This window comes from Lacticaseibacillus styriensis (genome assembly GCF_030770295.1).
In the GTDB taxonomy this organism is placed as follows: domain Bacteria; phylum Bacillota; class Bacilli; order Lactobacillales; family Lactobacillaceae; genus Lacticaseibacillus; species Lacticaseibacillus casei.
The window spans coordinates 2,398,629-2,423,593 of record NZ_CP132483.1 but is presented as its reverse complement, the minus strand read 5'-3'; the positions used below and the strand labels follow the sequence as shown (position 1 = coordinate 2,423,593).

General features: G+C 48.2%; 24 protein-coding genes. 14 read left to right on the top strand and 10 right to left on the bottom strand.

Translation table 11 applies throughout. The features are described from left to right. Positions 1-43: 43 nt before the first annotated feature. From LACSTY_RS11425 to LACSTY_RS11415, 3 genes are all read right to left on the bottom strand, one after another. A complete protein-coding gene (locus LACSTY_RS11425; RefSeq protein WP_087912730.1) occupies positions 44-691 on the bottom strand; it encodes a helix-turn-helix domain-containing protein in 648 nt (215 codons plus the stop codon). 223 nt (positions 692-914) lie between these two features. Continuing rightward, positions 915-1,586 carry a helix-turn-helix domain-containing protein gene (locus LACSTY_RS11420; RefSeq protein WP_087912729.1) on the bottom strand — a complete coding sequence of 224 codons (672 nt, stop codon included), beginning with the start codon at positions 1,584-1,586 and terminating at the stop codon, positions 915-917. 269 nt (positions 1,587-1,855) lie between these two features. Next, positions 1,856-2,911 (bottom strand): Mbeg1-like protein, encoded by a 1,056-nt coding sequence (locus LACSTY_RS11415; protein ID WP_087912728.1) that lies wholly within the window; start codon positions 2,909-2,911, stop codon positions 1,856-1,858. Positions 2,912-3,111: 200 nt separating this feature from the next. On the opposite strand from LACSTY_RS11415, the gene LACSTY_RS11410 reads away from it, so the two are divergent. Next, the gene (locus LACSTY_RS11410; protein WP_087912727.1) at positions 3,112-4,311 is read left to right on the top strand and encodes a DUF2075 domain-containing protein; all 1,200 of its coding nucleotides are present in this window, start codon (positions 3,112-3,114) and stop codon (positions 4,309-4,311) included. Positions 4,312-4,321: 10 nt separating this feature from the next. Here LACSTY_RS11410 and LACSTY_RS11405 read toward each other — a convergent pair whose 3' ends face one another. Beyond that, positions 4,322-5,089: a CPBP family intramembrane glutamic endopeptidase gene (locus LACSTY_RS11405; protein ID WP_161492247.1), complete on the bottom strand. Its 768-nt coding sequence runs from the start codon at positions 5,087-5,089 to the stop codon at positions 4,322-4,324. A 227-nt stretch (positions 5,090-5,316) separates the two neighbouring features. On the opposite strand from LACSTY_RS11405, the gene LACSTY_RS11400 reads away from it, so the two are divergent. The 4 genes from LACSTY_RS11400 (at position 5,317) to LACSTY_RS11385 (ending at position 9,157) form a co-directional block, all read left to right on the top strand. Then, entirely contained in the window at positions 5,317-5,874 is a 558-nt protein-coding gene (locus tag LACSTY_RS11400) for a hypothetical protein (protein WP_087912725.1), read from the top strand. A gap of 275 nt (positions 5,875-6,149) precedes the next feature. Next, positions 6,150-6,692, top strand: a complete 543-nt coding sequence (locus LACSTY_RS11395; protein ID WP_087912724.1) for a hypothetical protein — start codon at positions 6,150-6,152, stop codon at positions 6,690-6,692. Positions 6,693-6,969: 277 nt separating this feature from the next. Further along, positions 6,970-7,809 carry a glutamate 5-kinase gene (proB, locus tag LACSTY_RS11390; protein WP_087912723.1) on the top strand — a complete coding sequence of 280 codons (840 nt, stop codon included), beginning with the start codon at positions 6,970-6,972 and terminating at the stop codon, positions 7,807-7,809. Positions 7,810-7,900: 91 nt separating this feature from the next. Then, positions 7,901-9,157, top strand: a complete 1,257-nt coding sequence (locus LACSTY_RS11385; protein WP_087912722.1) for a glutamate-5-semialdehyde dehydrogenase — start codon at positions 7,901-7,903, stop codon at positions 9,155-9,157. Between the two features lie 100 nt (positions 9,158-9,257). On the opposite strand, the gene LACSTY_RS11380 is transcribed toward LACSTY_RS11385, so the two are convergent. Next, positions 9,258-10,502, bottom strand: coding sequence for an MFS transporter (locus tag LACSTY_RS11380; protein WP_087913294.1), 1,245 nt, complete (start codon positions 10,500-10,502; stop codon positions 9,258-9,260). 343 nt (positions 10,503-10,845) lie between these two features. Here LACSTY_RS11380 and LACSTY_RS11375 point away from each other — a divergent pair, with 343 nt between their 5' ends. The 5 genes from LACSTY_RS11375 (at position 10,846) to LACSTY_RS11355 (ending at position 13,594) form a co-directional block, all read left to right on the top strand. Beyond that, positions 10,846-11,100 carry a hypothetical protein gene (locus LACSTY_RS11375; protein WP_025013316.1) on the top strand — a complete coding sequence of 85 codons (255 nt, stop codon included), beginning with the start codon at positions 10,846-10,848 and terminating at the stop codon, positions 11,098-11,100. A gap of 199 nt (positions 11,101-11,299) precedes the next feature. Beyond that, on the top strand, positions 11,300-11,506 hold the full coding sequence (locus LACSTY_RS11370; RefSeq protein ID WP_010492293.1) for a hypothetical protein: 207 nt from the start codon (positions 11,300-11,302) through the stop codon (positions 11,504-11,506). A gap of 102 nt (positions 11,507-11,608) precedes the next feature. Next, positions 11,609-11,866: a hypothetical protein gene (locus tag LACSTY_RS11365; RefSeq protein ID WP_010492291.1), complete on the top strand. Its 258-nt coding sequence runs from the start codon at positions 11,609-11,611 to the stop codon at positions 11,864-11,866. A gap of 179 nt (positions 11,867-12,045) precedes the next feature. Then, positions 12,046-12,255, top strand: coding sequence for a CsbD family protein (locus LACSTY_RS11360; protein ID WP_025013314.1), 210 nt, complete (start codon positions 12,046-12,048; stop codon positions 12,253-12,255). Positions 12,256-12,466: 211 nt separating this feature from the next. Next, positions 12,467-13,594 carry a lactate oxidase gene (locus LACSTY_RS11355; protein WP_087912721.1) on the top strand — a complete coding sequence of 376 codons (1,128 nt, stop codon included), beginning with the start codon at positions 12,467-12,469 and terminating at the stop codon, positions 13,592-13,594. Between the two features lie 29 nt (positions 13,595-13,623). On the opposite strand, the gene tnpA is transcribed toward LACSTY_RS11355, so the two are convergent. After that, a complete protein-coding gene (gene tnpA, locus LACSTY_RS11350) occupies positions 13,624-14,073 on the bottom strand; it encodes an IS200/IS605 family transposase (RefSeq protein WP_087912720.1) in 450 nt (149 codons plus the stop codon). Positions 14,074-14,147: 74 nt separating this feature from the next. Between tnpA and LACSTY_RS11345 the strand changes: the two genes are divergently transcribed. Continuing rightward, positions 14,148-15,398 carry an RNA-guided endonuclease InsQ/TnpB family protein gene (locus LACSTY_RS11345; protein ID WP_087912719.1) on the top strand — a complete coding sequence of 417 codons (1,251 nt, stop codon included), beginning with the start codon at positions 14,148-14,150 and terminating at the stop codon, positions 15,396-15,398. 343 nt (positions 15,399-15,741) lie between these two features. Here LACSTY_RS11345 and LACSTY_RS11340 read toward each other — a convergent pair whose 3' ends face one another. Continuing rightward, positions 15,742-16,026 (bottom strand): chromosome partitioning protein ParB, encoded by a 285-nt coding sequence (locus LACSTY_RS11340; protein ID WP_047105507.1) that lies wholly within the window; start codon positions 16,024-16,026, stop codon positions 15,742-15,744. 71 nt (positions 16,027-16,097) lie between these two features. Beyond that, positions 16,098-17,204, bottom strand: a complete 1,107-nt coding sequence (locus LACSTY_RS11335) for a low temperature requirement protein A (protein WP_087912718.1) — start codon at positions 17,202-17,204, stop codon at positions 16,098-16,100. A 178-nt stretch (positions 17,205-17,382) separates the two neighbouring features. Here LACSTY_RS11335 and LACSTY_RS11330 point away from each other — a divergent pair, with 178 nt between their 5' ends. From LACSTY_RS11330 to ppdK, 3 genes are all read left to right on the top strand, one after another. Then, positions 17,383-18,054, top strand: coding sequence for a 2,3-bisphosphoglycerate-dependent phosphoglycerate mutase (locus LACSTY_RS11330; protein ID WP_087912717.1), 672 nt, complete (start codon positions 17,383-17,385; stop codon positions 18,052-18,054). 305 nt (positions 18,055-18,359) lie between these two features. Continuing rightward, positions 18,360-18,947, top strand: coding sequence for a CBS domain-containing protein (locus LACSTY_RS11325; protein ID WP_087912716.1), 588 nt, complete (start codon positions 18,360-18,362; stop codon positions 18,945-18,947). A 161-nt stretch (positions 18,948-19,108) separates the two neighbouring features. Next, on the top strand, positions 19,109-21,739 hold the full coding sequence (gene ppdK, locus LACSTY_RS11320) for a pyruvate, phosphate dikinase (RefSeq protein ID WP_087912715.1): 2,631 nt from the start codon (positions 19,109-19,111) through the stop codon (positions 21,737-21,739). 121 nt (positions 21,740-21,860) lie between these two features. Here ppdK and LACSTY_RS11315 read toward each other — a convergent pair whose 3' ends face one another. Further along, a complete protein-coding gene (locus LACSTY_RS11315) occupies positions 21,861-23,915 on the bottom strand; it encodes a KUP/HAK/KT family potassium transporter (RefSeq protein WP_010492273.1) in 2,055 nt (684 codons plus the stop codon). A gap of 160 nt (positions 23,916-24,075) precedes the next feature. After that, positions 24,076-24,954, bottom strand: a complete 879-nt coding sequence (locus LACSTY_RS11310) for an ATP-binding cassette domain-containing protein (RefSeq protein ID WP_070650342.1) — start codon at positions 24,952-24,954, stop codon at positions 24,076-24,078. Between the last annotated feature and the right edge of the window lie 11 nt (positions 24,955-24,965).

Genomic DNA, 24,965 nt, shown 5'->3' with positions numbered 1-24,965 from the left:
CAGCGCAATTGGCTGGCTTTGGGATGCTGTGAATATTGGAGGGTTAAGGCTTTTCTTTGAGTTCGGCGAAGCCAAAGATCACAAAAATAATACTGAATGTTTCGGCTACCGGCTTCATAAGCAAGCCTGAATAGTAGCCGAATAAGTAAGCAGCCTCGTCAGAAATTGATTTATAAATGTGAAGTGTCATGCTGCCTTCCACGCTAATAAATATTAAGACAACACCTAAGCCAATCCCCAGTACCGTCAGCAGAAGCTTATGAGAGAAGCTGTCAACCCAGGCGTGATAATTAGGATAGTGAGTCGCTAAGATTACTAGATTAATGATTAAAGCGATGGCAAGCCATCCTGATAATTGCCGTGTGTTAGCTGGAAAACTTTTAACCGCCAAAATTCCTAAAATAAGTATGACGTTCAAATAATATGTAACTTGAAAGTACCGGTTGTCTCGTTGCGCTTGTTTGCTGATTGTCTCGTAATGATCCATCATTGTACGATCCTCCCTAAGTAATCGATCCAAAGAAATGTTGTAAAAGTCACTGATGCTGACCAGTGTTCCGACGTCGGGGAAGCTACGTGCGTTTTCCCAGCTGGAAATTGTTTTTGCTGAAACATGTAGTTGCTCGGCAACTTGAGTTTGGGTCAAGTGCTGTTGTTGCCGAGCCAATTTCAGCTTGTCGCTAAGTTGCATATTCTTCACCACCTGTTGCTATTGTTAAGGTGTGACTAAAAATGTACAAGTCTTTTTGTGAAATAGTGGCTCTAAGAATCGTAGAGTTGTTGGTGTGACGCAGGGTCTGAGCGATTTTTCGCGGGACATCCAAATTGACAAGCAACTAAAAAAAGTCCAGTCCAAGACTAAGCTGTGGACGGGACTATGATTTTTGTGACGAAAGGACACTGTGAGTAAAAGGCTAATTCTTGTCCAGAATATCTTCAGAACCGAAAACGATGAAGATGGTACTGAGAGTCCCAAGGATGATTCTCATAGCAATGCCTATCTTTGCACCAGCGAGATAGCCTTGAACAGCTTGGGCAGAGTAAGCAGAACTACTGACGTCCGTTGGAATGGTAGTAGGTTGATTCAGAAATGTCAAAGAAATGATCGTGGCAATGCCTATGATAAGGGTGATTAACAAGATTCGCCGCGGCCATGACCGAATCCATAGCCGGTAATTGGGATAGTGCGTGGCCAATACAATCAAATTAATAAAGAATACCAAACCTACCCAGCCAAAATAACGATTCAAGACAGGCGGTGTATTATTGACCATCTTGAAAATCACAATCACCAATAGAAGCACAAGGTTAACAAAGTAAGTGACTTGAAAAATCCGTTTGTCGCGTAGTGCATGTTTGTCAATAGCTTCATAATGATCCATCATGGTTTGATCCTCCCTCAATAGACGATCCAATGAGATGTCATAGAGATCGCTGATTCTGACAAGTGTGCCGATGTCCGGGAAACTGCGCGCATTTTCCCAACTGGAAATGGTTTTGGATGACACGTGTAATTGCTCGGCGACTTGTGTTTGCGTGTACTGATGTTGTTGGCGCGCCAATTTGAGTTTGTCGCTGAACTGCATACTTTTTACCCCCTTGTCACTATTGTCAAAGCGTTATTGATTTTGCACAAGTATTTTTAGCTGAGAGCTTGTCTAAGAATCATAGAGTGTTGATGTAACGCGGTTTTTGGAACATTGCCGCGAGTGGTTGACAAGAACATATCGCTTAAAAATTAGTTTGGCATCGGGTACAAAAAACGTTCCGCAAGACACTCTTTGTCTCACGGAACGTTTTTGCTTAGGTCTCATCGGCGACTTTCAATGTGCATCTTGCTACCCAATGCCGGCATTTAATGGGTTTGCACCAACGATCCCGCCATTGCACCAAGCAGACCGCGGAATGAACGGCCTAGCTGTTTGCGATGATGTTTGTCCAAACTACGGAAGGCGTGGAAATAGTGGCGCCAGTGGTTTTTGGTTTTCGCCAGATCATCAAGTGTAATGGCGTTGCCGCTGCGAAGAATTCGGTACAACGCATCGACCGTGATGGCAGTTGCCGTAGCATCGAGACCGGCTAACCACAGGGCAAAGGTTTTTTGAAAATAGCGCGAAACCCACGTCGTTGTCGGCAAGTGCGTGAAGGTATCGTCTGCAATGCTCCAGGTGAGCACATCATGCTGACCGAATAATTTAACGCGGCTTTTAACGACTTCGAAGTTGGTTGCCGGATCCAAACTGACGCCGATGAGCGAACTTTGCGGCACAAGCTTGGTCACGCGGTCACGATGGCTGGGGTCGAGTGGGACACCACTTGGCCCATCAAAACTATAAACATGCGCAACTTGATCGGCGAGCGGTTCTGGCAGATGGTCGAACGCGTACGTGGCGAGGCTGCCGCCCTTGGAGTGCCCAGTCAGATAATAGGTGCCAGGATGACGGCTGATTTGCTTAGTCAGATAGCTCAACGCCCGTCGCTGCGCCGGAATGGTCGGCATGAAGCTCATATTGAGATCTTCTTTCCAACCAACCAGTTTATTCGTTGTGCCACGGAAGCTAACGCAATACACATCCGGTGCCAGCGTAAAGGTGATGGCCGCAAAATCTTCTTCATTGCGGTGGCTGCAGGTTTCAAGCCAGTTGGTCCACGCAACCCGGGCAAATCGTTTGCTCTGATGCATCGCATGCAGCATGGCTTGATGTGTCGGGATGGCCCATGTCGTTAAGGTCGCTTTATGCAGCCGCATACTGTCATTTAAATCGGCAAACCGGGCATACGGCTGGCCAATGAGGTAATTAAAATTCAAATAACCAAGCTGCGCAAATAAACCGGCGTCCAACTCGGTCAATGGGGATTGTTGAAATGACGCCAAACTCGGGCGTTGTGGGTAATCAGCAATTGAAGGCATATTAAGTACTCCTAGTTCTTGAATAACAGTTCAAACTCGTTACCTATAGTTTAACCGCTTTATATGAATAAAGTGTGTGATTTGCTTTACAGATAGGTTTCTTTTAGTGTTCTTTTTGAAAATACGGCTCATTCAGCTATCTGGCGAAGACGTGTGGCAACTTAATTTGAAAATGCTATATTAATTTCGGAGGTGCTCATATGCCGGACTTAGCGCAGTCAACGTTTATTTTGCCACAGGATGCAGCCTTGACTTCAGCACAGGCTGCCTTGAAGCAACACATTCATGACTTCATCACTACCAATTATCCAACGAGTCAGACGCATCTGCTGATCATTTCAGGCGACGCGGGATCCGGTAAAAGTGTGGTACTGGACGCGGCGTTTGCCCAATTGCAACAAGCCGCACGTGCAAATAATGGGCCACTTTCAGGAACGGACAATAAGCTGTTGGTCAATCACAATGAGATGCTGAAGATTTACAAAGAAATTGCCGGAACTAAAGCCTATTTCCACAAAAAGGATTTCATGAAGCCCACGCCTTTTATCAACGCTTATCGAAAAGCGGGCAAAAAGGCTGATGTGGTATTTATTGACGAAGGCCACTTGCTTTTAACCGCGCCAGATCCGTATAACAATTTTCGGGACACCAATCAGTTGGCAGATATCCTTCACTTGGCGAAACTGGTGGTGTTGGTCTTTGATTTTCATCAGCTGGTAAAACTCAAAAGCTTTTGGACCCCAGCGCTGCTCAAACGAATTACGCGCGATTATCCCGTGACACATTATCGGCTAACCGAGCAGATGCGGGTAGGGGATGCGGCGGTGAATCGCTGGATTGATCAGTTTGTTCGTGGCCGGATCGCGCCACTTCCGCAACCGGCAACTTTTGACTTCCGGATTTTTGCGGATGGCCAGCCAATGTATCAATTAATTCAGCAACGCGATGCAGCGGTGGGCCTATCGCGCATGATCGCGACCGCAGACTATCCGTTTACGGTATTGGACAACAAAACCTGGTATGTCACTGCGGGATCCTTGCGTCTGCCATGGGACAAAATCAACTTCACCGATCGACCATGGGCACAACGGCCGGAAACGCTCCATGAGGTCGGCTCGATTTATACGATTCAAGGATTTGACTTAAATTATGCCGGCGTGATTTTGGGACCAAGTCTCGGCTACGATAAGCAACGCGATCGCCTGACCGTCAATTTGGCACAGTACCAAGACAAAGAAGCCTTCAAAAAGCGGCCGGATCTGGCAGACACGCAGGATGCCAAAGCCGCGATTATGATGAATGCCATTAACATTTTGCTGAAAAGGGCAAAGCATGGCTTGTACCTATATGCGGCCGATCCGGCACTGCGGGAACGGTTGTTGGAGGTTGCAAAGCGGTAAAAAAGTAAAGCTATGTCAGTTTTTCAAGTTGAATGGTGCGTATCTTGGATTTCCGTAGATAAAAAATACTGATCAAGATTTCCAAAACGTCTGCGATCACGATTGCGCCCGTGAGAGCCACGGGGATATTGAACAAACTGGGGCGTACGAGATTTAAAATAAAATCCCATAGGCCGTGCACAATCATCGCCATCAAGATAGTGCCCGTTCGCAAATAAACCGCACTATAGAACACACCACCAAGACATGCGGAAATCATTTGCAAAATTGTGGTGTTCAGTGATTGGTAGCTGAGATTGATGGCATGCAATAACCCGAACAGCAGACTTGAGATAAGAACTGCCATCCAGATCTGGGTCACTTTAGAATGGCGATTAAAAGTTTTAAGTAACAGGCCTAAGAGCAACCCGCGACAAAGATACTCTTCAAAAGGGCCGGCAGCGAGCCCCACGGAAATGGCAAAAGGCCAATCGTAGTCCAGATGAAGTTGTTGCGAGCCTATATACGTGACATAGCAAACAAAGAGATAGGTCGGAATTCCCAGTAGCAAAGCGTTGAAGATGGTTAAGCTTGGCTTCCAGCCAACTTTTTGATGAATGAACAGCCAGTTGAGGAGCAGTAAAATGCCAAACAGAACCAAGCCACGGTATATATTTTGCAGCATATCGTTCAACCTAATGTGCTCACCAAAAGCATCAACCAAATACATAGCACCAATCGCAATCAACCACACGCTAATTGCCTTCCAGAAAAAGTATTTCGGTTTGTGATCTGACATTGAACTCCCTCCCTGTTCAGTCGCGAGTGAATTTAAAATCAGTATAGTCATTTGTGAGCAAGAACGCATGTTTAAAGCCTTATTAGCTGAATGAATCCTCCAAAACAATTGCCTTGGACAAATGCCCTGAGAAGTTGTTCTTAAAAATTTTCTTTTAAAATTTGAGCAATTAAAAAATAAACGTTATTCTAAAGGTGTTCCAAAAATCATAACAGGAGCTGATTTATATGGCTGAGAAATACACGGCAGAGATTGTTCCGCTGAATGCAGAAAAAATCGGTACGAAGCCGCATGGCACCGCTGAATTTACGGTTGATGGTGCGCAACTGCGGATCCGTATTGAGATGTTTGATACACCAGCAAACGTCCAGCATTGGGAACACTTCCATGGTTTTCCTGATGGGAAGCCGGCAGAAATTGCCACGGCGGCGCAAGATGCTAACGGTGATGGCTTCGTTGATTTGCCAGAGACAGAGCCGGTTTCCGGTACGACCATGGTGCCGTTTGATGCCGAGCCTGCCAAGATGCATGTGCCAAATGACAGTTATCCGGTTGCTGATGCGGAAGGGCATTACGCCTATGAGAAGCTCGTTGATTTGGAGGAACTCCAACAGGCTTTCAAAGCCGCATTTGGCAGCGAAGATTTGCAACTCGACAAACGTGTGATTTATATTCACGGTGTTCCGGATTCACTGAAGTTGCCTGATACGGTCAAGGGCACAGTCATGAACTACGACGCGCACGTGACCTTGCCAATTGCGGTTGGTAAAATTGTCCGCGCCTAGTCGCAGTTTATAAATAAACAGCATATTTTAATCCTGATCCATCTTTGCCATAAGCGCATTGACGGATCGGGATTTTTTGATGTCGTTAAAAGATGGCAAATTCAGGGAAAAAGGTACTGGTAGCGTAATTCTACCTGTTTTGAAATTACAGCGCTGTAGTATTTTGTGAGTTGCAGAATCATTTTTAATAACACGTGTATTGTTAGCAAATCATCTAGTCAAACTGATAAACTTATTGTTAATATATTTAAAAATTAATACATGGAGGCGGGGAAATGCGGGGGAAACACATCATCATTAAAATCTTGATTGCGGGGGCAGCCATTTTAGCCGTCATGGGGTTACAAGGCGGTGGCGTCAAGACCAAACCAATCTCACTCACAGCACAGCAAACAGTTGTGGCGCAGCAGTCACAAAAGTCGGTGCCGTTATTTCAACAAATGGCGGTTTTTCCGGATGGGTGTCAGCGACCGCTTGCCGGCGGAATTTTTGCTTTTTACCGCTTCGACATTAAAGGACGCAAACAGTACCGAATGAAAAACGGCGATTGGCAGCTTGTCGGCAACCCGCTGACGGCTAATGGAGTTTACCTAGCTCAGGCTGATCAATTAGGTGTTGTCGGTATTACCCGGAAGCTGAATGATGGTAGGTTTTACGTTGAAAGACTAAAACTACCGGAGCGTTATGCAGTGAGACTACCTTCACCAGTAAAAGTATCCGTGAAGCAGGGGGCGTTAACAGTCAATGGCCAACCGGCACATGGCCGCGACTCATTACCGCGAATTTATGCATTGCGCGTGCCGGTGACACGGCAGTAAGTGCTTTACGTTAAAGAAACGAAGCGCTTGACTTTTACTCTCCCGCCGCATACAATTCACTTCATCAAGTCATAGTAGCGACTCACAGAGATCAGAACGCTAGCTGAAAGTTCTGAATGGTTCGCGAATCCAAGCTTGAGGTTGATGCTCAAATTAATTAAATCATGAAAAAGCGCAAAGCACTGCTTTGAACGAGAATGGTACCGCCTTAACGGGTGTCTCGATCAAAACGGTGCTTTTTTGAATGCTGAGAAAGTTGTAGCGTGCGGAGGTAACGATGGTAAAACGGGCAATGCATTGTAAACGGATTGTGGTCAAAATCGGGACAAGCAGTTTGATTCACCAAAATGGCAAGGTGAACTTACAGACGATTGATCGGCTGGCGTATGCCTTGACCGCGCTGAATAATCAAGGCTATGAATTGGTTTTGGTCACATCCGGCGCGATTGGGGTCGGGATGGCGAAGCTCGGGGTGAGTGCGCGCCCTGCCGCGATCGCCCATCAACAGGCGCTTGCGGCAATCGGCCAGTCAGAGCTGATGACCTTGTATACGCAACGGTTTAGCGATTACGGCGCCAAAATCGGTCAATTATTGCTGACGCATGATGTGTTTGATTATCCGCAAACTCGCCAACATGTGCTTGATACGATTGATGCTTTGCTTGCCCAGGAGGTCATTCCGATCATTAACGAGAATGATAGTGTGGCCGTGGATGAGTTGGATCATCGGACAACCTTTGGCGATAACGATCAGCTCTCGGCCTTGGTCGGAAAGCAGATTGATGCGGATTTGCTGATGGTACTTTCCGATATTGACGGGCTTTATGATCAGGATCCTAACCGGCATCCGGATGCGGCGCTGATTCCGGAAATCACCCATTTGTCTGCCAAGGTTTTAGCCGGCGCCGGTGGCAGTTCAACGCGTTTTGGAACCGGCGGAATGGTGACCAAACTAAAAGCCGCGCAAACGATGATGCGTGCCGGCAAACAGATGGTGCTGGCAAGCGGGCGTGATCCGCGGATCATCCTGCGCATCGTTGCTGGTGAACCAGTCGGAACTTGGTTTGGCAACGTTTTGGAGCAAGTGTCACCTGATAACCAAGCTTCAAATAGTTGAATTTAAAAGCGCACATATAAGATGACGTGATGAAAAAGTCAGCCATTTTGTCAGCCACTGCGGCTCACAAATAGCAAAGGGGACGATTTAAATGGATACAACGACGATCGATCTTGAACAAATGGGCAAAGCGGCTAAGGCGGCCGCAGCTATTCTTGGCCAATTAACCACGGCGCAGAAAAATGCCGGCTTACTGGCGATGGCTGATGCGCTGGAGACGCACACGGAAACGATTTTGGCAGCTAATCAAGCAGATCTGAAAGCTGCCGGCACGATGCCGAGCAAATTCAAGGATCGGCTGGTGTTGACGGAAGCACGGATTGCCGACATGGCGGCGGGCGTGCGGCAGGTAGCGGTCCTGGACGACCCTACTGCACAAACGGATCGTGCTTGGGTGAATCATGCTGGGCTGACTATTGCTCAGAAGCGAGTACCTTTGGGCGTTGTCGGCATGATTTATGAAGCGCGGCCGAACGTGACGGTTGATGCTGCGGCGTTGACGTTTAAAAGTGGCAATGCCGTCATTTTACGCGGCGGCAAAGAAGCCTTGCATAGCAATATGGCATTGGCAACGGTTCTGCAAGACGCGTTGGCGGCGCACGGGTTGCCGAGGGATGCAGTTCAGTTGGTGACGGATACGCGGCATGAAGTGGCCAATCAATTAATGCATCTCAACGATTACGTCGATGTGTTGATTCCGCGAGGCGGGCGCGGCCTGATTAAAGCGGTTGTGGAGCAGGCAACGGTCCCGGTGATTGAGACCGGTGCCGGTAACTGTCATATTTATGTTGATGCCCAGGCACAGCTGGAAATGGCAGTGGCGATTGTGGTCAACGCCAAGGTTCAGCGGCCATCTGTCTGCAATGCCGCCGAGAAACTTTTGATTCATGCAGATGTCGCTGACGAACAGCTGCCGGTAATTGCCAAGGCGTTGCAGGAACACGGCGTTGAGCTGCGCGGCGATCAGCGAGCGCGCGCCATCGTGCCAAGTATGCAGGCGGCGACGGACGAAGATTGGGACACGGAGTATAACGACCTCATCATGGCAGTCAAAGTCGTGGATTCCGAAGAAGCGGCAATCGCGCATATCAACGCGCACAACACGAAGCACAGTGAAGCCATCATCACCGATAATTATCAAAACAGTCAGCAATTTCTCCAACAGGTTGATGCTGCAGTGGTGTATGTGAACGCTTCGACGCGGTTCACGGATGGCTTTGAGTTCGGTTTCGGTGCCGAAATCGGCATCAGCACCCAAAAGCTGCACGCCCGCGGACCGATGGGCTTGGCCGCGTTGACGACGATTAAGTATCAGGTGCTGGGCAATGGCCAGGTGCGTGAAGATTAGCGTATTGTTTTACCATCAAAAATGTTGTCATCAAGTGGCGTTTTTACAAGCAAATGAGCTTCCAACACGCGGAAGCTCATTTGCTTTTTATGCTTCAGCATCAGTTGGCGGTTTTGACGTGCAACCAGCGCTTAACGGTCTCGCGATGGCCGAACAAGGTTGGAATGAGCAACAACAGTGCCAGCAAACCACAGGAAGGGAAGCCCCATAAGCCACCGGCAACGTCCATGAGGCCACCGACATACAAACTGCCAATTGGCGTTGAGCCTTGGTTGAGTAAAACATAGACACTCATGATGCGACCGCGCAGCTCGTTGGGAATCGAAAACTGAAACGCCGCATTGGACTGATTCAGAAAAACCATATTGCAAAAGCCAATGACGATCATAAAAATCATGGCTAACCAGTAAACGTGGATAAAAATCATCAACGTTTGGATCAAAGCTGTTCCTAGTGCGACTAACAGATATAAATCGCGACGAAGACCGAATCGGGCGAGGTAACTCATGAGAAATGCCGCGATAAGTGACCCAATACCAGTGGCCGACAACAGGTTGGCATAGCCTTGGGCACCGCGGCCCAGAACTTCCTGGGCATAAATGGGGATGATGACATTATTGTTGAAATTTAACGTGCAAATAATCAGCATGAGTTCGGCGCTCAGTTTGACATTGTCATGATGCACAATATAAACAAGGCCCTCTTTGACATCAGCAAGAATATGTCGCGGTGTGTGCCGGGCAACCGGGTGCTCCTGGTGAATCATGAACAAGCCAATAATAATCGCAATATAGCTTAAGGTGTCGATCAGAAAACACGGTGCAACGCCGATGGTCACCATGAGGATCCCCGCCAGAGACGGACCGGCAATTTTGGCCAGATTGAAAATAGACGAATTCAGCGAGATGCCGTTCATGAGATCTTTTCTGCCGACAAGTTCGATGACATAAGATTGCCTGGTCGGCGTGTCAAAACTCTGAAGAATCCCATAGCCTAAAGCGATCGCAAGGATCTGCCAGTACTGAATGATTTTTAAAAAAGTCAGGGTCGTCATGATCGCGCCCAGCACCAAAAAGCCAAACTGTGTCAGCAAAAGGATCTGACGTTTGGGATAGCGGTCGATCAGCGTGCCGGCAACTAAAGTGAGCGCCATAATAGGAACAAATTGGGCCGCAGCCAGTAAACCGACCAGAAAAGCGGACTTGGTCATCTGGTAAACCAGCCATGTCTGGGTGGTTCGTTGAATCCAAGTCCCCATGACCGAAATACACTGACCGAGCCAAAATCGGCGGAAGTTGGTTGAACGTAGTGAAGAAAAAGTTGCTCCAAAAACGTGCCTGTCCACAAAAATCATCGCCTTGCCAAGAGTTTACTGACCATCATCGTTGGCTTTTTTAGTGTGAATGTCAATATTGAAAATGGCAGATTAGCGGCCCTTTCTTTCGCTCAGTACCCTTAAGAAATGGTTTGTTGTCAAGTTAAACATGGGACAAAAAGACGCCAAATTAATATCAAAATGACGTCACAATCGCCTGTTACTGCGGCTATTTGTGACGAAAGCATGAATATTTATATATAAAATAATAACTATATTGACAATAAGATATTCGCGTTGATAATCTTAACTAAATTCATTAACGCGTGCGCTGGCGCAGGAGCCAGCACACGCTCACAAGGAGGCAATTAAGATGAAACACGCAAAAACAGGAATGACCGTTTTGTGCCAGGCCAATGGAAATATGGAACATGCTTTCATCGGCCAAATCGAAAAATGTTACGAAAACTCGGCGCTCGTGAAGATTCTGGATTATGACAGGCGCGATCGTTTCAACGTGCAGGATTTGATTGGCCGGACCGTCATTGCGTTCAATAAAATGAAGCAGAGTAAAAGCGATCGTCTGGAAACAACATATGACAAGCCGCTTCAAAGAGATGTCGGGTAGCCAATCGACTCTTAAAAGAGAAAGAATCATAGTCGCTAAACCATTGATGTTACTGGGGTCCCGTGAACTGCGGACAACTGTAACATCTTTTTTCGCTGAAGTGGTTGAAACGGAACCGATTAGGGTGTATAAATGCATCTTGTGATACAAATACGCGTACCGAGTCATGGTACAATTAGAAAAGGTGGTTAGGGGAATCATGTTATTTGCAGCGCATCTTCGTGATTATGCAGTTGTAGGTCAATACACGGACAAATGGGGTCATCGGCACGATTCTTCGCGGATCTGTCACCAGATGACCAAGAAGGAAGCACGTGAAGCCATGCAACGCTACTTGTTGCAGCATTACAGTGATTCGGTTGATCTGAACGCACCAATTAAGGTCAAGGTGCAGGCAACTAAGTGAATCTCCCCACCTTAACTTAGTTTATTTAAGTTTTTGTCCCAGTGCGATGTTTCGCAGCCAACTGATGGTTTCAAAACACCGCGTTCAAGAGGAGGTTTTTGTGTGTCACAAGATATCGTTGTAGGCGACAAAGTTTCAGTGCGTAAGACCAAGGATGTGCCATTGAGTTTCAAAGGAACCGTTGAAAAGCTCTACGCCAATGCAGCGATGCTGACCATTGACAGTTTTTCACCTGATGATGCTTCGTTAGTTGAAGATATGAAGAACAAAACGGTTGTGAACTATAAGCATATTAAAAAAGGCGGTAAGGCGGTAATTCCGCCAGCGCCTGAAGAAAAACGGCCGGGTGCACGGCACTAGGTTTGAAATGATCGCGGGACTCTCCATGAATATGGAGGGTTCTTTTTTTCACTCGAATTTGATAATCAGGATGGCGGAAACCCGGAAAAATAATTCATAATCTTTACGAGCAAAATAATAGCCAGCGAATCAGTCAACTTGGTACACTTAAAGTAAGTAAAAAAGAAGGGACTGATCATATGGCAGATTTTGATGCAGCAAAAGACAAAGTTAGCGGTAAAGTGAAGGAAACCGCCGGCAAGGTGACTGGTGACGAATCAACCGAAGCTAAGGGCAAGACCGAACAAATGGTGGGCGAAGCGAAAGAAAAGCTTAGCGATGCCAAGGACAAGATTGCCGAAAAGTTTAATGACGTGGTTGATAAGGCTAAAGGGAAAAAAGAAGATTAACGACCGCAACAAGGCGGCCGATAGTTACTTAAGGAGAAGACGCAGTTGCGGGCTTCTCCTTTTTTGCTTCTTGTTAGGCGCCTGCACGTTGATTTTTAAGCCCTAACATCTTCACTTACAAAAAATCAGCAAATTGTCTTTACTTACTAATGATAAGTGTTACACTAATAAGTGTTCTAATAAGTAAGCAATTTGGGAGGCTTTTTGACACATGACAGTTGTTAATGGTTACGAACAGAGCGATGCAGAGAAAAAACTGAATATTTTGAATTTGCCGTCATTGGCGGATGAAGCAAAGAAGATTATTCCAACAGGCGGATTCGGGTACATTGTTGGCGGATCCGAAGATGAATGGACTTTAGCCGAGAACACCAAGGCTTTCAATCATGCACAGATTGTTCCGAAGGCGTTGTCGAATATTGACTCACCGGACTTGTCGACCAGCTTCTTGGGCATTGACTTGAAGACACCAGTCATGATGGCGCCGACAGCGGCTCAAGGACTGGCACACAGTCAGGGTGAAAAAGATACCGCCCGCGGTGTGGCTGCAGTTGGTGGCTTGATGGCCCAAAGTACCTATAGTTCAACATCAATTGCTGATACGGCAGCAGCCGGCAATGGTGCGCCGCAATTGTTCCAGCTCTACATGAGCAAGGATTGGGACTTCAACAAGAGCTTACTTGATGAAGCCAAAAAGGCCGGTGTCAAGGGGATTATCCTCACCGTTGATGCGACCGTTGATGGCTATCGCGAAGAAGATATCATTAATAACTTCCAGTTCCCAATTCCAATGCCGAACCTGGAAAAGTATTCCGAAGGCGACGGCAAAGGTAAGGGTATCGGCGAAATTTATGCCTCTGCCGCACAGAAGATTGGTGAAGACGACGTACGCCGCATTGCGGAGTACACGGACTTGCCGGTGATCGTTAAGGGCATTCAGTCACCAGAAGATGCTTTGCGGGCAATTGGCGCAGGTGCAGCCGCTGTCTATGTTTCTAACCATGGCGGCCGGCAGTTGAATGGTGGCCCGGCTTCCTTTGATGTTTTGCCGGCCATTGCCAAGGCTGTCAACAAGCGCGTTCCGATTATCTTTGATTCCGGAATTCGCCGCGGCAGCCATGCTTTCAAGGCGTTAGCAGCTGGTGCTGATCTGGTCGCGTTTGGTCGTCCGGTTATTTACGGCTTGGCTTTAGGCGGTGCTCAAGGGGTTCAAAGCGTGTTCGAGCAAATTGACCACGAACTTGAAATCATCATGCAGCTTGCTGGAACCAAGACCATCGAGGACGTTAAGCATGCACCATTAACCCATTTTAATTATGGCCGGCCGGAAATCCAGTGACTTTAGTCATGGGATGGATAGGCCCGCTCTCAACGCCTGTTAGGGCGTTTTTTTAGTTCGTTGTATTTTTGGTTGTTGATGTAATGCTCAATGACGTCCTTGCCCATGTCGCCAAGTGTACTCATGTAGTAACTGGGTGACCATAAATGCCCACCCCAATCTTGAGAACGACGAATTTCCGGATGCCGTTTGAGAAAGATAAAGGCACTTCTACCCTTGAGCGCCTTGATGGCACTGGTTGGCGCCTTGCTGGGCGGAAAACTGATCAATACATGGACATGATCGGGCATGACTTCCATTTTTTCGATCACAATCTCATTATCATCGGCAACCTTTTGCAAAATGCCTTTCATTTCGTCTGCCAGTTCCTTAGTTGCAAAAATCTGATTGCGATATTTCGTGACCCAGATCAAATGGTAATGAAAATTATAGATATAGCGTCTGGTATAAACCGCGTCTTGGATTTTTTCTGTAGTCATAAAAGTCACCTCAATTGTTAGAGTCATTGACCAATGCTATAATACCATTATAGCAAGAAAAGAGGTGAGATTAAATGAAGTCAATGGCACAATTAGAATATCATTATGGCTTGAAGGTTCGCATCTACCCGAGTGATCGCCAAAAGAAATTGATTAAACTTAACAGCGATGCCAGTCGATTCGTCTATAACGAGATGGTTGCGATCGGTAAAGAACTCTGGCAATTAAAACAGGTTAAGCTACCAATTGACACGGTTCAAGATCGAATCAAGCAACTTGAATTACGACAAAATGCCAAGCAGTTGTCAAATCATTTCCAGTTTTTAGAAGACAAGCGAATTGACAGTCTTGCTAAGGCTAACGCTATCCGAAACTACCGCAAGGCATGGAAAGCCTTTCGGAAGGTTCATAGTACTGGCGTCCCAAAATTCCACCGCAAAAGCTATGCGTGGGGCTATCAGACTAATTGCCAATATATCCAGCAGAAAACGGCGCAGCTAACCAACGGGACCGTCTGCTTTGAAGATTGCCAGCACGTCTTAGTGCCTAAGTTAGGTCGGCTACGCATTAAAGGCTCCCACAAACGATTACTGAATCGAAAAGCAGAAACTCGTATTGGCACGGTCACGATTACTAAGGACGCCGCAGACCGTTTCTTTTTATCCATGCAGCTGGGTTCCGATACACCATTCATGACGAAACCTGCTAAGACCAATCGGCAAACCGGCATTGACCTCAACACGGAAAACTTCTTGACTACCAGTGATGGCAAAGTCGTAGCCAACCCGCGCTACTATCGAACAATCAGGGGACGATTGGCCAAGGAACAACGCGTTTTGTCACGTCGTGCCCGAAGGGCAAAGAAGGAACATCGGCCGTTACGTAACAGTAAGAATTACCAAAAACAGCGCTTGTTAGTCGCCAAGATTCATGCCCAGGTTCTGGATCGTCGTAAGAACTTCCTGCACAACGTCTCAACCACACTCATCAAGAACCACGATTTAGTGGTTGCAGAGGAATTGCGCAGTAAGAACTTACTAAAAAATCATGCCTTGGCAATGAGTATCGCAGACGTAGGCTGGCGTACATTCTTAGGCATGCTAACTTACAAAGCTGACCTTTATGGTCGCCAGTTTGTAACGATCAATCCTAAGAATACCACGCAAACCTGCCATCATTGCGGCTTCGTCATGGGAACAGAAGGCACTGATAAGCTGACGCTTGCTGATCGAGAATGGAACTGTCCTAAATGCCAGACCCATCACGTTCGCGATCACAATGCCGCTCAGAACATACTGATCAAAGGTATTGCTAAATTAGCCTGAATAGGCTCGTCCCTATGGCAACCTGGGGACGCTAAAGGCACTGGTAATTGCCGTGTAAGACAAGCAGTTCGTAGAACTGCCTGCAGTGGTGTATCTGTGCAAATTGTGATTCAAGCGCTCGTAACAGGGGTGTTTGCTCACAAGCCACTGACTTTAGTCAGTGGTGGTTGACCTACGCTGACTAGTTTCGGTGTCAGTAGATCCTTAAGACGCAAAAAAGAATCCGCTTCGGCTCAAAGCCAAAGCGGATTCTTTTTTGACTTGCTTGTGATCAAGCAAGCCCGCTATATGTTAAATTGTCATCAAAACCACGTCATTCAATGATCGGGTTTCAGCAATCCATTTACAGGCCGATTTGACTCAGTGTGTACATGGCGTTGCGGAATTCATCGCGTCGATTAGCGCGTTTTTCGATATCACTTGGCAGTTCCGTCATATCGATTCTGACAACGGCTCGCCGCAGTAAGCTGACCATTGTCTTGTCATTCATTTTGATGTAAAGGTGATCAGCGTCAAACCGTTCCACCGCGTCTTCCCAAACTCGGGCATTTTCGTGGTCGCTTTCGACGTTACGCTTGATCAGTGATTTGCCATCAACCGTGTTGAAGGTGACATCATAGGTTGTCATGTGAAGCTCCCCTTTCTTGGATGCATTTATCAGTTCAGAGTGAACTGGTTTGCACTCTTTAATTATACATCCTAATAGGTCGGTCCATTGGGATGTAAGATGAATTGCCAAAGATAAAGCGTGTCGGCGAGGAGATAGGCGGTTAAGCCGAGCAGGAAGGGCAGGGGCATGACAGATGTCATCAAGCTGTAGACACCAAAGATCAAAAGCGAGAAGCCTAAGTAGAACCAGCGTTTGAAGCCAATATCAATCCGCTTGACTGGATAAGCACTTAGGTAACCGATGAGACTAAAATAGTAGACAGCCAAAGTGAGGGTGATAGCAAAAGCAAACCACTGCGGATCAAGTAAGTGCGCCAACCATAAGTGGATCAGCGTACTGAGACTGAGAATCGCGGCCATGAGCGGATAATGTAGATGGATCACCGCTAAACCGCCATTTTTCTGCCGGCGATTGAGGCCGTTATCATAGACGAGTTGATAGGCCACAAACAACAGCATGACGACCAGGAAGAAAAGTGCTGCCGGCAAGGAAAGACCGGCATAAACCGTGTCCGCTACGCCAATGATCGACTCGCCGAAGATCAACAAAACCAGTAACGCGTACCGTTCGCTTAAATGGGTGAGATCGGTCAGTGGGGCTCTATTTGGTCGCCAAACCAGGGATGGCATCAGGGCGGCGCCGATAATTGCCACAAAAAAGACAGCGAACGAAAGGGTGTAGGGCTTTAGAAAGAGCGATATCAAAGCAATCACGCTACCGGTCGCAAGCGTCAGTCCGGATATTTTGGCGAGGGTTGCATGATTTTTTCGCCAAGTCAGGCCATATTCACTTGCCAAACTTAAAAATAAAACTGCCGTGCTCAACTGAAAGGACCACTTGGTTTTGGCGGGATCGCTGGTGATGGCGGTGCTTAAAACGATGACCCAGAACATGTTGACCAGGCTAAAAAGGTTGTGGCGCCATTGGGGATGGGAAAACTGATTCGTTAAGACGGTCTGGTAGGTCCAAATCACCCAAAACACCAGCAGCATCAATAAAAATTCCCCGATTATTTGCGGTGCGATCCTGCCATGCACCGGCAAAGCCAGGGTTTGCGCCATGCGACCAACAGCATAGGCAAAAATCAAATCATAAAAAAGCTCGACCATCGTGACCGATCGAAGCGACTTGGCCATGAGCATCCTTCTTTCTAAAAGCTAAGGCAGTGCTCGCCTTGCTTGTCTCAATATATAGTAGCCTATCATTTTCGTGACTTGGCGGCAAAGCAGTTGCTGCCAAGCCGGATTCGGATTCGGTCGGACTACCCTAATTCTGCTGAGATTGTTATACTAGTTTGGTTAGGGAGGTTGCGATTTGGTCAAACTAGTCCTTTTACGCCATGGCGAAAGCATTGCCAATCAACAAAATACTTATACCGGCTGGTCCGATGTGGGGTTAACCGCGCATGGTAAGGCGCAAGCAGCCGAGGCCGGGAACAAGATCGCGACAACCGGGATCCTGTTTGATCATGTCCATACTAGTGTGCTATCACGTGCCATCATGACTGCCTACATTGTGCAGGACAAGATCGGGCAGAATTACCTGCCGATTACCAAAAGTTGGCGGCTGAATGAACGGCATTACGGGGCACTGCGCGGGATCAACAAAGACCTGACCCGCAAACTTTTTGGTCCGGATCAGGTTGCCAGCTGGCGGCGCAGCTTTTACGCGCATCCGCCGTTGCTGGCCCATCCCAGTCGTTCACGCCGGTACCACCAGTACCCGGCCACCATTATTCCGCGCGGCGAAAGTCTGGCGGATGCGAGTGAGCGTTTGCTGCCGTACTGGAGTGCCGAGTTGGCGCCACGGCTCATGGCAGGCAAGAATCAGCTCATCGTGGCCCATGGATCAACGCTACGGGCGCTGGTTAAGTACATGGAAGACATCAGCGACGCCGGTATCAACAAAGTCGAAATCGGCAATGCGCAGCCGATTGTCTATACACTTGATGATCACTTGAAGATTCTTAAAAAACAAACGCTTTGAAGATGGCTTAGGCGTTGTCTTAAAATCAGTATCGCAGAACAAGTTACAAGGCTCAATGCACCATGTAACTTGTTTTTTTGCGAAAAAACAGCTAGCAAACATTGTTTGCTAGCTGCAAATCACGTGCTACCGCTTGTCACGGGTGATAAGTCCGCGGCGATTGAATGAACCCTCTTCCTGAAACGACGATATCGTCAGCAACTATCTTTGTCAACTATGTTTGATTTAATATATCCTGAAAATGTTATACTGTTGATTATAAAAAGGAGGGGGCACCTACGCAACTTACCAAACGTCAACGTAAAATTGTTCAGCTGTTGAAAGCTGACAGCCCCATGACCGGGGAAACATTAGCGGCCAAGTTAAAAATCAGTTTGGCCACGATTCGGGCCGATTTGCGTCTGCTGACAACGATTGGCATTCTGGATGCCCGGCCTAAAGTAGGTTACGCTTACCAGGGTGCCAGCATTTTACCGGCCGGAAATGAGGCGTTGTTTAAAACGGCCATTGCCAAAATCCTGCTTCCACCAACGGAAATCAAGCTCACGACCTCGATGGAAGAAGCGGTGACCAAGCTTTTTATCGCCGATGTTGGCTCCTTGTATGTGCTGGATGATGACGGCGCCTTGGTTGGCTTGATTTCGCGTAAAGATTTGCTGCGGGCAAGTTTTACTGATCGCGACACGACCCTGCCTGCCAGTATTGTGATGACCCGCATGCCCAATGTTGTTACCGTGACGGCTGATACTACGATTATGGACGCCAGCAAGTTGCTGCTTAAACACAACGTTGATTCATTGCCAGTAGTCCAAAACCGCGGTGACACGCATGTCATTGGAAAAATTACCAAGAATCGCATTTTTAAATATCTGATCGAAACCCTTGCCCCATAAGCTGTTTGGCGAATACTGCCAGCGGCTTTTTTCGTGCTTTAAAAAAACTTAAAACAAATAGGCCAATTTTCGGGTGTAAACGCTTGCAATTTCAAGAGCTAAATAATACATTATATACCGAACATATATAACGTCATATTTAACGAATGGGAGGATTTGTGATGAAACAAATCTATGCGTTTGCGGAAGGCAACATGGAGATGCGGGCTTTATTGGGCGGCAAAGGCGCTAACCTTGCCGAAATGACGAATCTTGGTTTACCGGTTCCTCCGGGGTTCACCATGACAACAGCGGCCTGCCATGACTATCAGCAGCGACACGGCCTGTCGGATGCTTTGCTGGCTGAACTTGACCAGCATTTGCAGGCATTGGAACAGGCGACCGGGAAGCGTTTTGATGACCCGACCGCGCCACTGCTGGTTTCGGTTCGTTCCGGCGCACCAATCTCGATGCCGGGCATGATGGACACGATTTTGAATATCGGGTTGAATGACCAAACCGTGCAGGCACTGGCAACGCTGACGGCGGATACGCGTTTTGCCTATGACAGTTATCGCCGGCTGCTCGCCATGTTTGGCAATGTTGTCTACGGTCTATCAGAAAGTGCGTTTGATGATGTTTTGACCGCGATCAAACAGGAAAAAGGGTATACGTCCGATCTGGCATTAAACACAGACGACTTGAAGCAGATTATCCAGGCATTCAAGCAGTTGTACACAGACGCAGGCAAATCCTTCCCGCAATCACCCAAGGCTCAGATCTTAGCGGCGATTGTTGCAGTGTTTGAATCGTGGAACAATCGGCGCGCAGTGATTTATCGGCGGGAAAATCATATTCCTGAAGATTTGGGCACAGCCGTTAATGTGCAAACCATGGTTTTCGGCAACGCCGGTGAAGATTCCGGTACCGGGGTGGCCTTTACCCGCGATCCGGCGACCGGCGAACGCGCCTTGTTTGGTGAGTATCTTTTAAATGCTCAAGGTGAGGATGTTGTCTCTGGCGTGCGGACGCCGCAACCGGTGGCGGTCTTGCATGAGCAGATGCCGGAAGTCTACGATCAGCTCGCTGCAATCGCCACGACTTTGGAGCAGCATTATCGCGACATGCAGGATCTTGAATTCACGATTGAACACGGCGAACTCTATCTATTGCAGGCGCGTAACGGAAAACGGACGCCGGCTGCCGCGGTTAAAATTGCCGTTGATTTGGTCAATGAAGGGCTAATTGATCGGCAGGAAGCCTTAATGCGGATTGAGCCGAAATCGCTCAGTGACATGTTGCATCCGGAGTTTGACCCGCAGGCATTGGCGGCACATGATGTGTTGGCCACCGGGTTGCCGGCATCACCCGGCGCGGCAACCGGTGAAGTTTACTTCACCGCCGCAGAAGCCAAAGCTGCGCATGAAGCCGGTCATCAGGTTATTTTGATGCGGCAGGACACGTCACCGGAGGACATTGAAGGGATGATCGTCAGTCAGGCGATTGTCACCGCTCGCGGCGGCATGACCTCACACGCAGCGGTGGTTGCCCGCGGCATGGGAGCCACCGGTGTCGTGGGGATGCACGCGCTGAGTGTCGATGAACACGCCAAAACAGCCTCGGTCGGTGACATCGTGCTTCATGAAGGCGATTGGGTATCGGTCGATGGCACAACCGGGCACCTTTATCGCGGGCGCATCACAACCACCGCCGCCATGGTTAAGGAAAGTCTGGCCACCTTGTTGGACTGGGCCAAAGCAGCGAGCCGGATGGGCGTTTACACCAACGCCGACACGCCCAAGGATCTGCAGCAGGCGCTCACTTTTGGTGCAGATGGCATCGGACTAACCCGAACCGAGCACATGTTTTTCCAGCCGGAGCGGTTGTTGCAAATGCGGCGGCTGATTTTGGCAAAAGATGCGGAAGGCCGCAAAGCACCGCTGGCTGCCTTAGAGAAAATGCAGGAACAGGATTTCTACGATTTATATCGTCTGGCAGCAGGTAAAAGTGTCACAATTCGCTTACTGGATCCGCCATTACATGAATTTCTCCCGCATGACTTACGCGAAATTAACGAAGTGGCCAATGAGCTGGGTCTAGAGCAGAACCAGTTACGCGAGCGGATGGCGGCGCTGAAAGAAGTCAATCCGATGCTAGGCCATCGCGGCGATCGCTTAGCCGTTACCTTCCCGGACATCTACGCCATGCAGGTTCGGGCGATGATGCATGCGGTCTTCCGGTTAGCCGATGAAGGAGTCACGGTGACGCCGCATATCATGATTCCGCTCACCAACTCGGAAACCGAATTGCGTTGGGTACGCCGACTGGTTAGCAACGAAATCGAACGGATGGCATCTGCTAAAGGCATTCAGGTGACGTATGAAGTCGGAACGATGATCGAAACACCGCGCGCATGTGTCACCGCTGACGCTATCGCCAACGTCGCCGATTTCTTCAGCTTCGGCACCAACGATCTCACCCAGTTGACCTTCGGCTACTCGCGGGATGATGTCGGCTCATTCCTGCCAGCCTACCTGGAAAAGAAAATACTACCAGCTGATCCATTTCAAACGGTCGACACAGAAGGCGTTGGCACGTTGATGAAGATGGCAATCGACAAAGGCCACGCGACAAAATCGCAGTTGCCGATCGGCGTCTGCGGCGAAGTCGGTGGCGATCCGGATTCAGTTGCCTTCTTTGACAGCATCGGCGTCAGCTACGTTTCCTGCTCACCATACCGCGTCCCCGTTGCGCGACTGGCCGCAGCCCAGGCAACGTTGCGGGCCACGACAAAGGAAAAGGCCCGTTCGTAATCCGCAATGACCGATATAAAAATAATCGCGATTCAGACCATATAAAAAGATGCACCCAAGTCAGCAGCGAAATTTTGCTTCATGACTTGTGGGGCACCTTTTTAATTAATTTGGCTTCGACTTAATCGTCTTCGTCTTCAGCCTGAGCATCAACCTGCGACCGGCTTAGTCGCGTTAATTTGGTAATCGGAATCTTCCCCAGCACAAGCGGTACAGTCTCATCTAACGTGTCAGCATATTCCAAGCCGAACCACTGAGCTGGCGAAACGGTCACGCGCTGGAGCCATAACCGCGCCTGAATGATGGTTTTCTGGAAGCCTTTGATCTGAGTCTGTGGTGACAGCTCTTCATGTAAAAGTACAAACGTCCAGTCACCGACCTGTCGATCCGGGATGGTGGTGTATTTTTGCGGTTGGGTTGGCAGTTCGCCTTCGCGCATCATGTCATTAACAATCTGCCGCAGGAAAACGTTGACCTGTTGCTCCATCCGGAAGCCTAGGAACAGTTGGACATTGACCATGTAGTCGGTGCCGTAAGTGTCAGTCGTGTATTCGGCTGTGTAAGGTTCATCGGTAACGTTGACCGTTACAAACCAATAAACCTGGGCACGTTTTGGTCGTTTATCCAGAATCGAGTACAGGATTTCTTTTTTGATGTAGTGGTCATTGGCAATCTGGGTCATATACACCAAATTGGTGGTATAAGTCGGATAGTTCGGATCGCTACGTAATTCGGAAAGCTGTTTTTTATAAGCGAATAGTGAAGCCATTTCTGCCCGGTACGTGTTGTCGTCGCGAATCCGACCGCCGTATTGCCAGACAAACATAATCGCTAGGATCACAAAGGCAATCATTGCGGTGACATAGCCGCCATGGAGAAACTTAACGGCACTGGAGATGAAGAATACCGTTTCAATGGCACCGAAGAAAATCAAGGTGCCTAATGCGATCACAGTTGGCGCGTGGTGGACCCGTAAGTATTGATAAAGCAGCAAGGTGGTCATCAACATGGTAATCGTGATGGCCAATCCGTAGGCACCTTCCATTTCGGCGCTGGTCTTGAAGTAGGCGATGATTGCCAGGCACGCTACCCACAAAATGGTGTTAACAACCGGGATGTACAGCTGGCCTTTAAGCCGGGTTGGATAAACAATGTGCAACCGCGGTAGGAAGCGCAGTTTAATGGCTTCGGAGACTAACGTGTAAGAACCGGAAATCAAAGCCTGTGACGCAATAATCGCAGCTAAGGTTGCCAAAATAATCGCACCCAGCCGGATACTTTCCGGCAACATCTGAAAGAACGGGTTGAAATCACTGATTTTATTGAACGCTGTCACGTGCGAATTGCGGTCCAGCCACACTGCCTGGCCAAAGTAGTTCAACACCAGACAGATATTAACATAAGGCCAGCTTAAGTATATGTTGCCACGTCCCACATGGCCCATGTCCGAATACAACGCTTCAGCCCCAGTGGTCGCCAGGAAAATACTGCCTAAAATAAACAAGCCCATTTTATTATCCGGACTGACCAGTAAACGCAGCGCGTAGTATGGATTCAAGGCACGTAACATCGACCAGTCTTTTGACAACGCCAGAAAGCCGGCAACGCCTAAAAAGGTGAACCACACAAACATAATGGGGCCGAACGCCTTACCGATGAGATCAGTACCAAAGCGCTGAATGAAGAACAAAAAGGTGATGATGAAAATCGTAACCCAAATGACTTGTTGCTGATTGTCAATCAGAATATTGCCATTGATGTGGACGCCTTTGAGCCCTTCAATCGCCGTTGTCACCGTCACAGCCGGCGTCAACATGCCATCAGCCAACAAAGCAGCCCCGCCGATCATGGCTGGCAGGACTAACCAACGGGCACGCTGGCGAACCAGCGTGTACAAGGCAAAAATACCACCTTCACCGTTGTTATCAGCCCGCAGTGCGATCAACACGTACTTGATCGTGGTGATGATGAGCAAGGTCCAGAAGATTAACGAAACAGAGCCGACCAAAAAATCGGTATCAAAATGTCCCATGCCACCGTTTCCGGCAACGATTGACTTCATAACATAAAGCGGCGATGTTCCGATATCTCCATAAACAACACCGAGTGTTACAAGTAAAGCCGCGGCAGAAATTTTATGCTTCAGCTTCTTATTAGCAGCCAAGCCTGACGCCATTCGTGCACCCCCTGAAAAGTAATAACGCCATTGTAGCAGAAACATGCGCCAATGTAAGGTACATATGCTTAATTCATTTTACGAAATTCCACGTGATCGCCGTCATTAAACAAGAAAAGCCGCCGATGAGCGGTTTTCGGTGGTTAAGACGGACTGAACATTAACGCTCGGCTTCGTAAAATTCATTGAAATAAGTGTCAAGATCCAGCGGTGCCAATTTAAAGGCAATGTGATGTGCGGCAAGTCCCAGCAACAATTGATTGAAATGTTGGCCGGGAAGTTCATTAACCGGCAAAACCAATAGGCCATTCGGGTAATGTTGCCACGGCATCCGGGGTAGACGGTTGGCGTTGTCGGCCGCCACTTGGATGTACAGTGGTTGCTGTTCATGCTGATCGATCGTTTTGATGATTTTGCCATCACGCATGAAGTAGATCAGGTCGGCATAGCCCTGCAGATTATTCAGCAAGTGTGACACGGTGATGATCAGCTTGCCTTCCGCCCGCAACCCGCGCAGAATTCGCGACATGCGCGCGACGTTAATCGTATCCAGACCGTTCATGAACTCGTCCAGCAGCATAATCGGCGTGTTTGCCGCCATGACCATGCCAAAGCAAAGCCGCTGTTTCATCCCCATCGAATAGGTACGCACCGGCTGATTGACATAATCGTGCATATCCAGAGCCGTGATGATTTGCTTGACGCTTTTTTTCCGGTTATGCCAAAGTCGCGCGTAATAGTCAAGATGCGCTTTGCCAGACAAGTCGGGATAAAGGTCGTCTTGAACCGGAAAAAGGCACATTTGGCGATGCATCGCAAGGCTTTGCTTTTGACTGCCATAGGTTTGCCCGTCTAAGACAACTTTACCGGACTGCGGCTTGAGGTCATTCAAGATCAGGCGCAACAAAGTGGTTTTACCTGTCCCATTAGGCGCCACGATGCCCACAATCGAGCCACTGCTCATGGTGAGACTGATGTTGTCAATGACATGCGGCTTATTTTTAAAACTCAAAGCGAGACTTTGTAATTGCAGTTCCATTGTGAGACCTC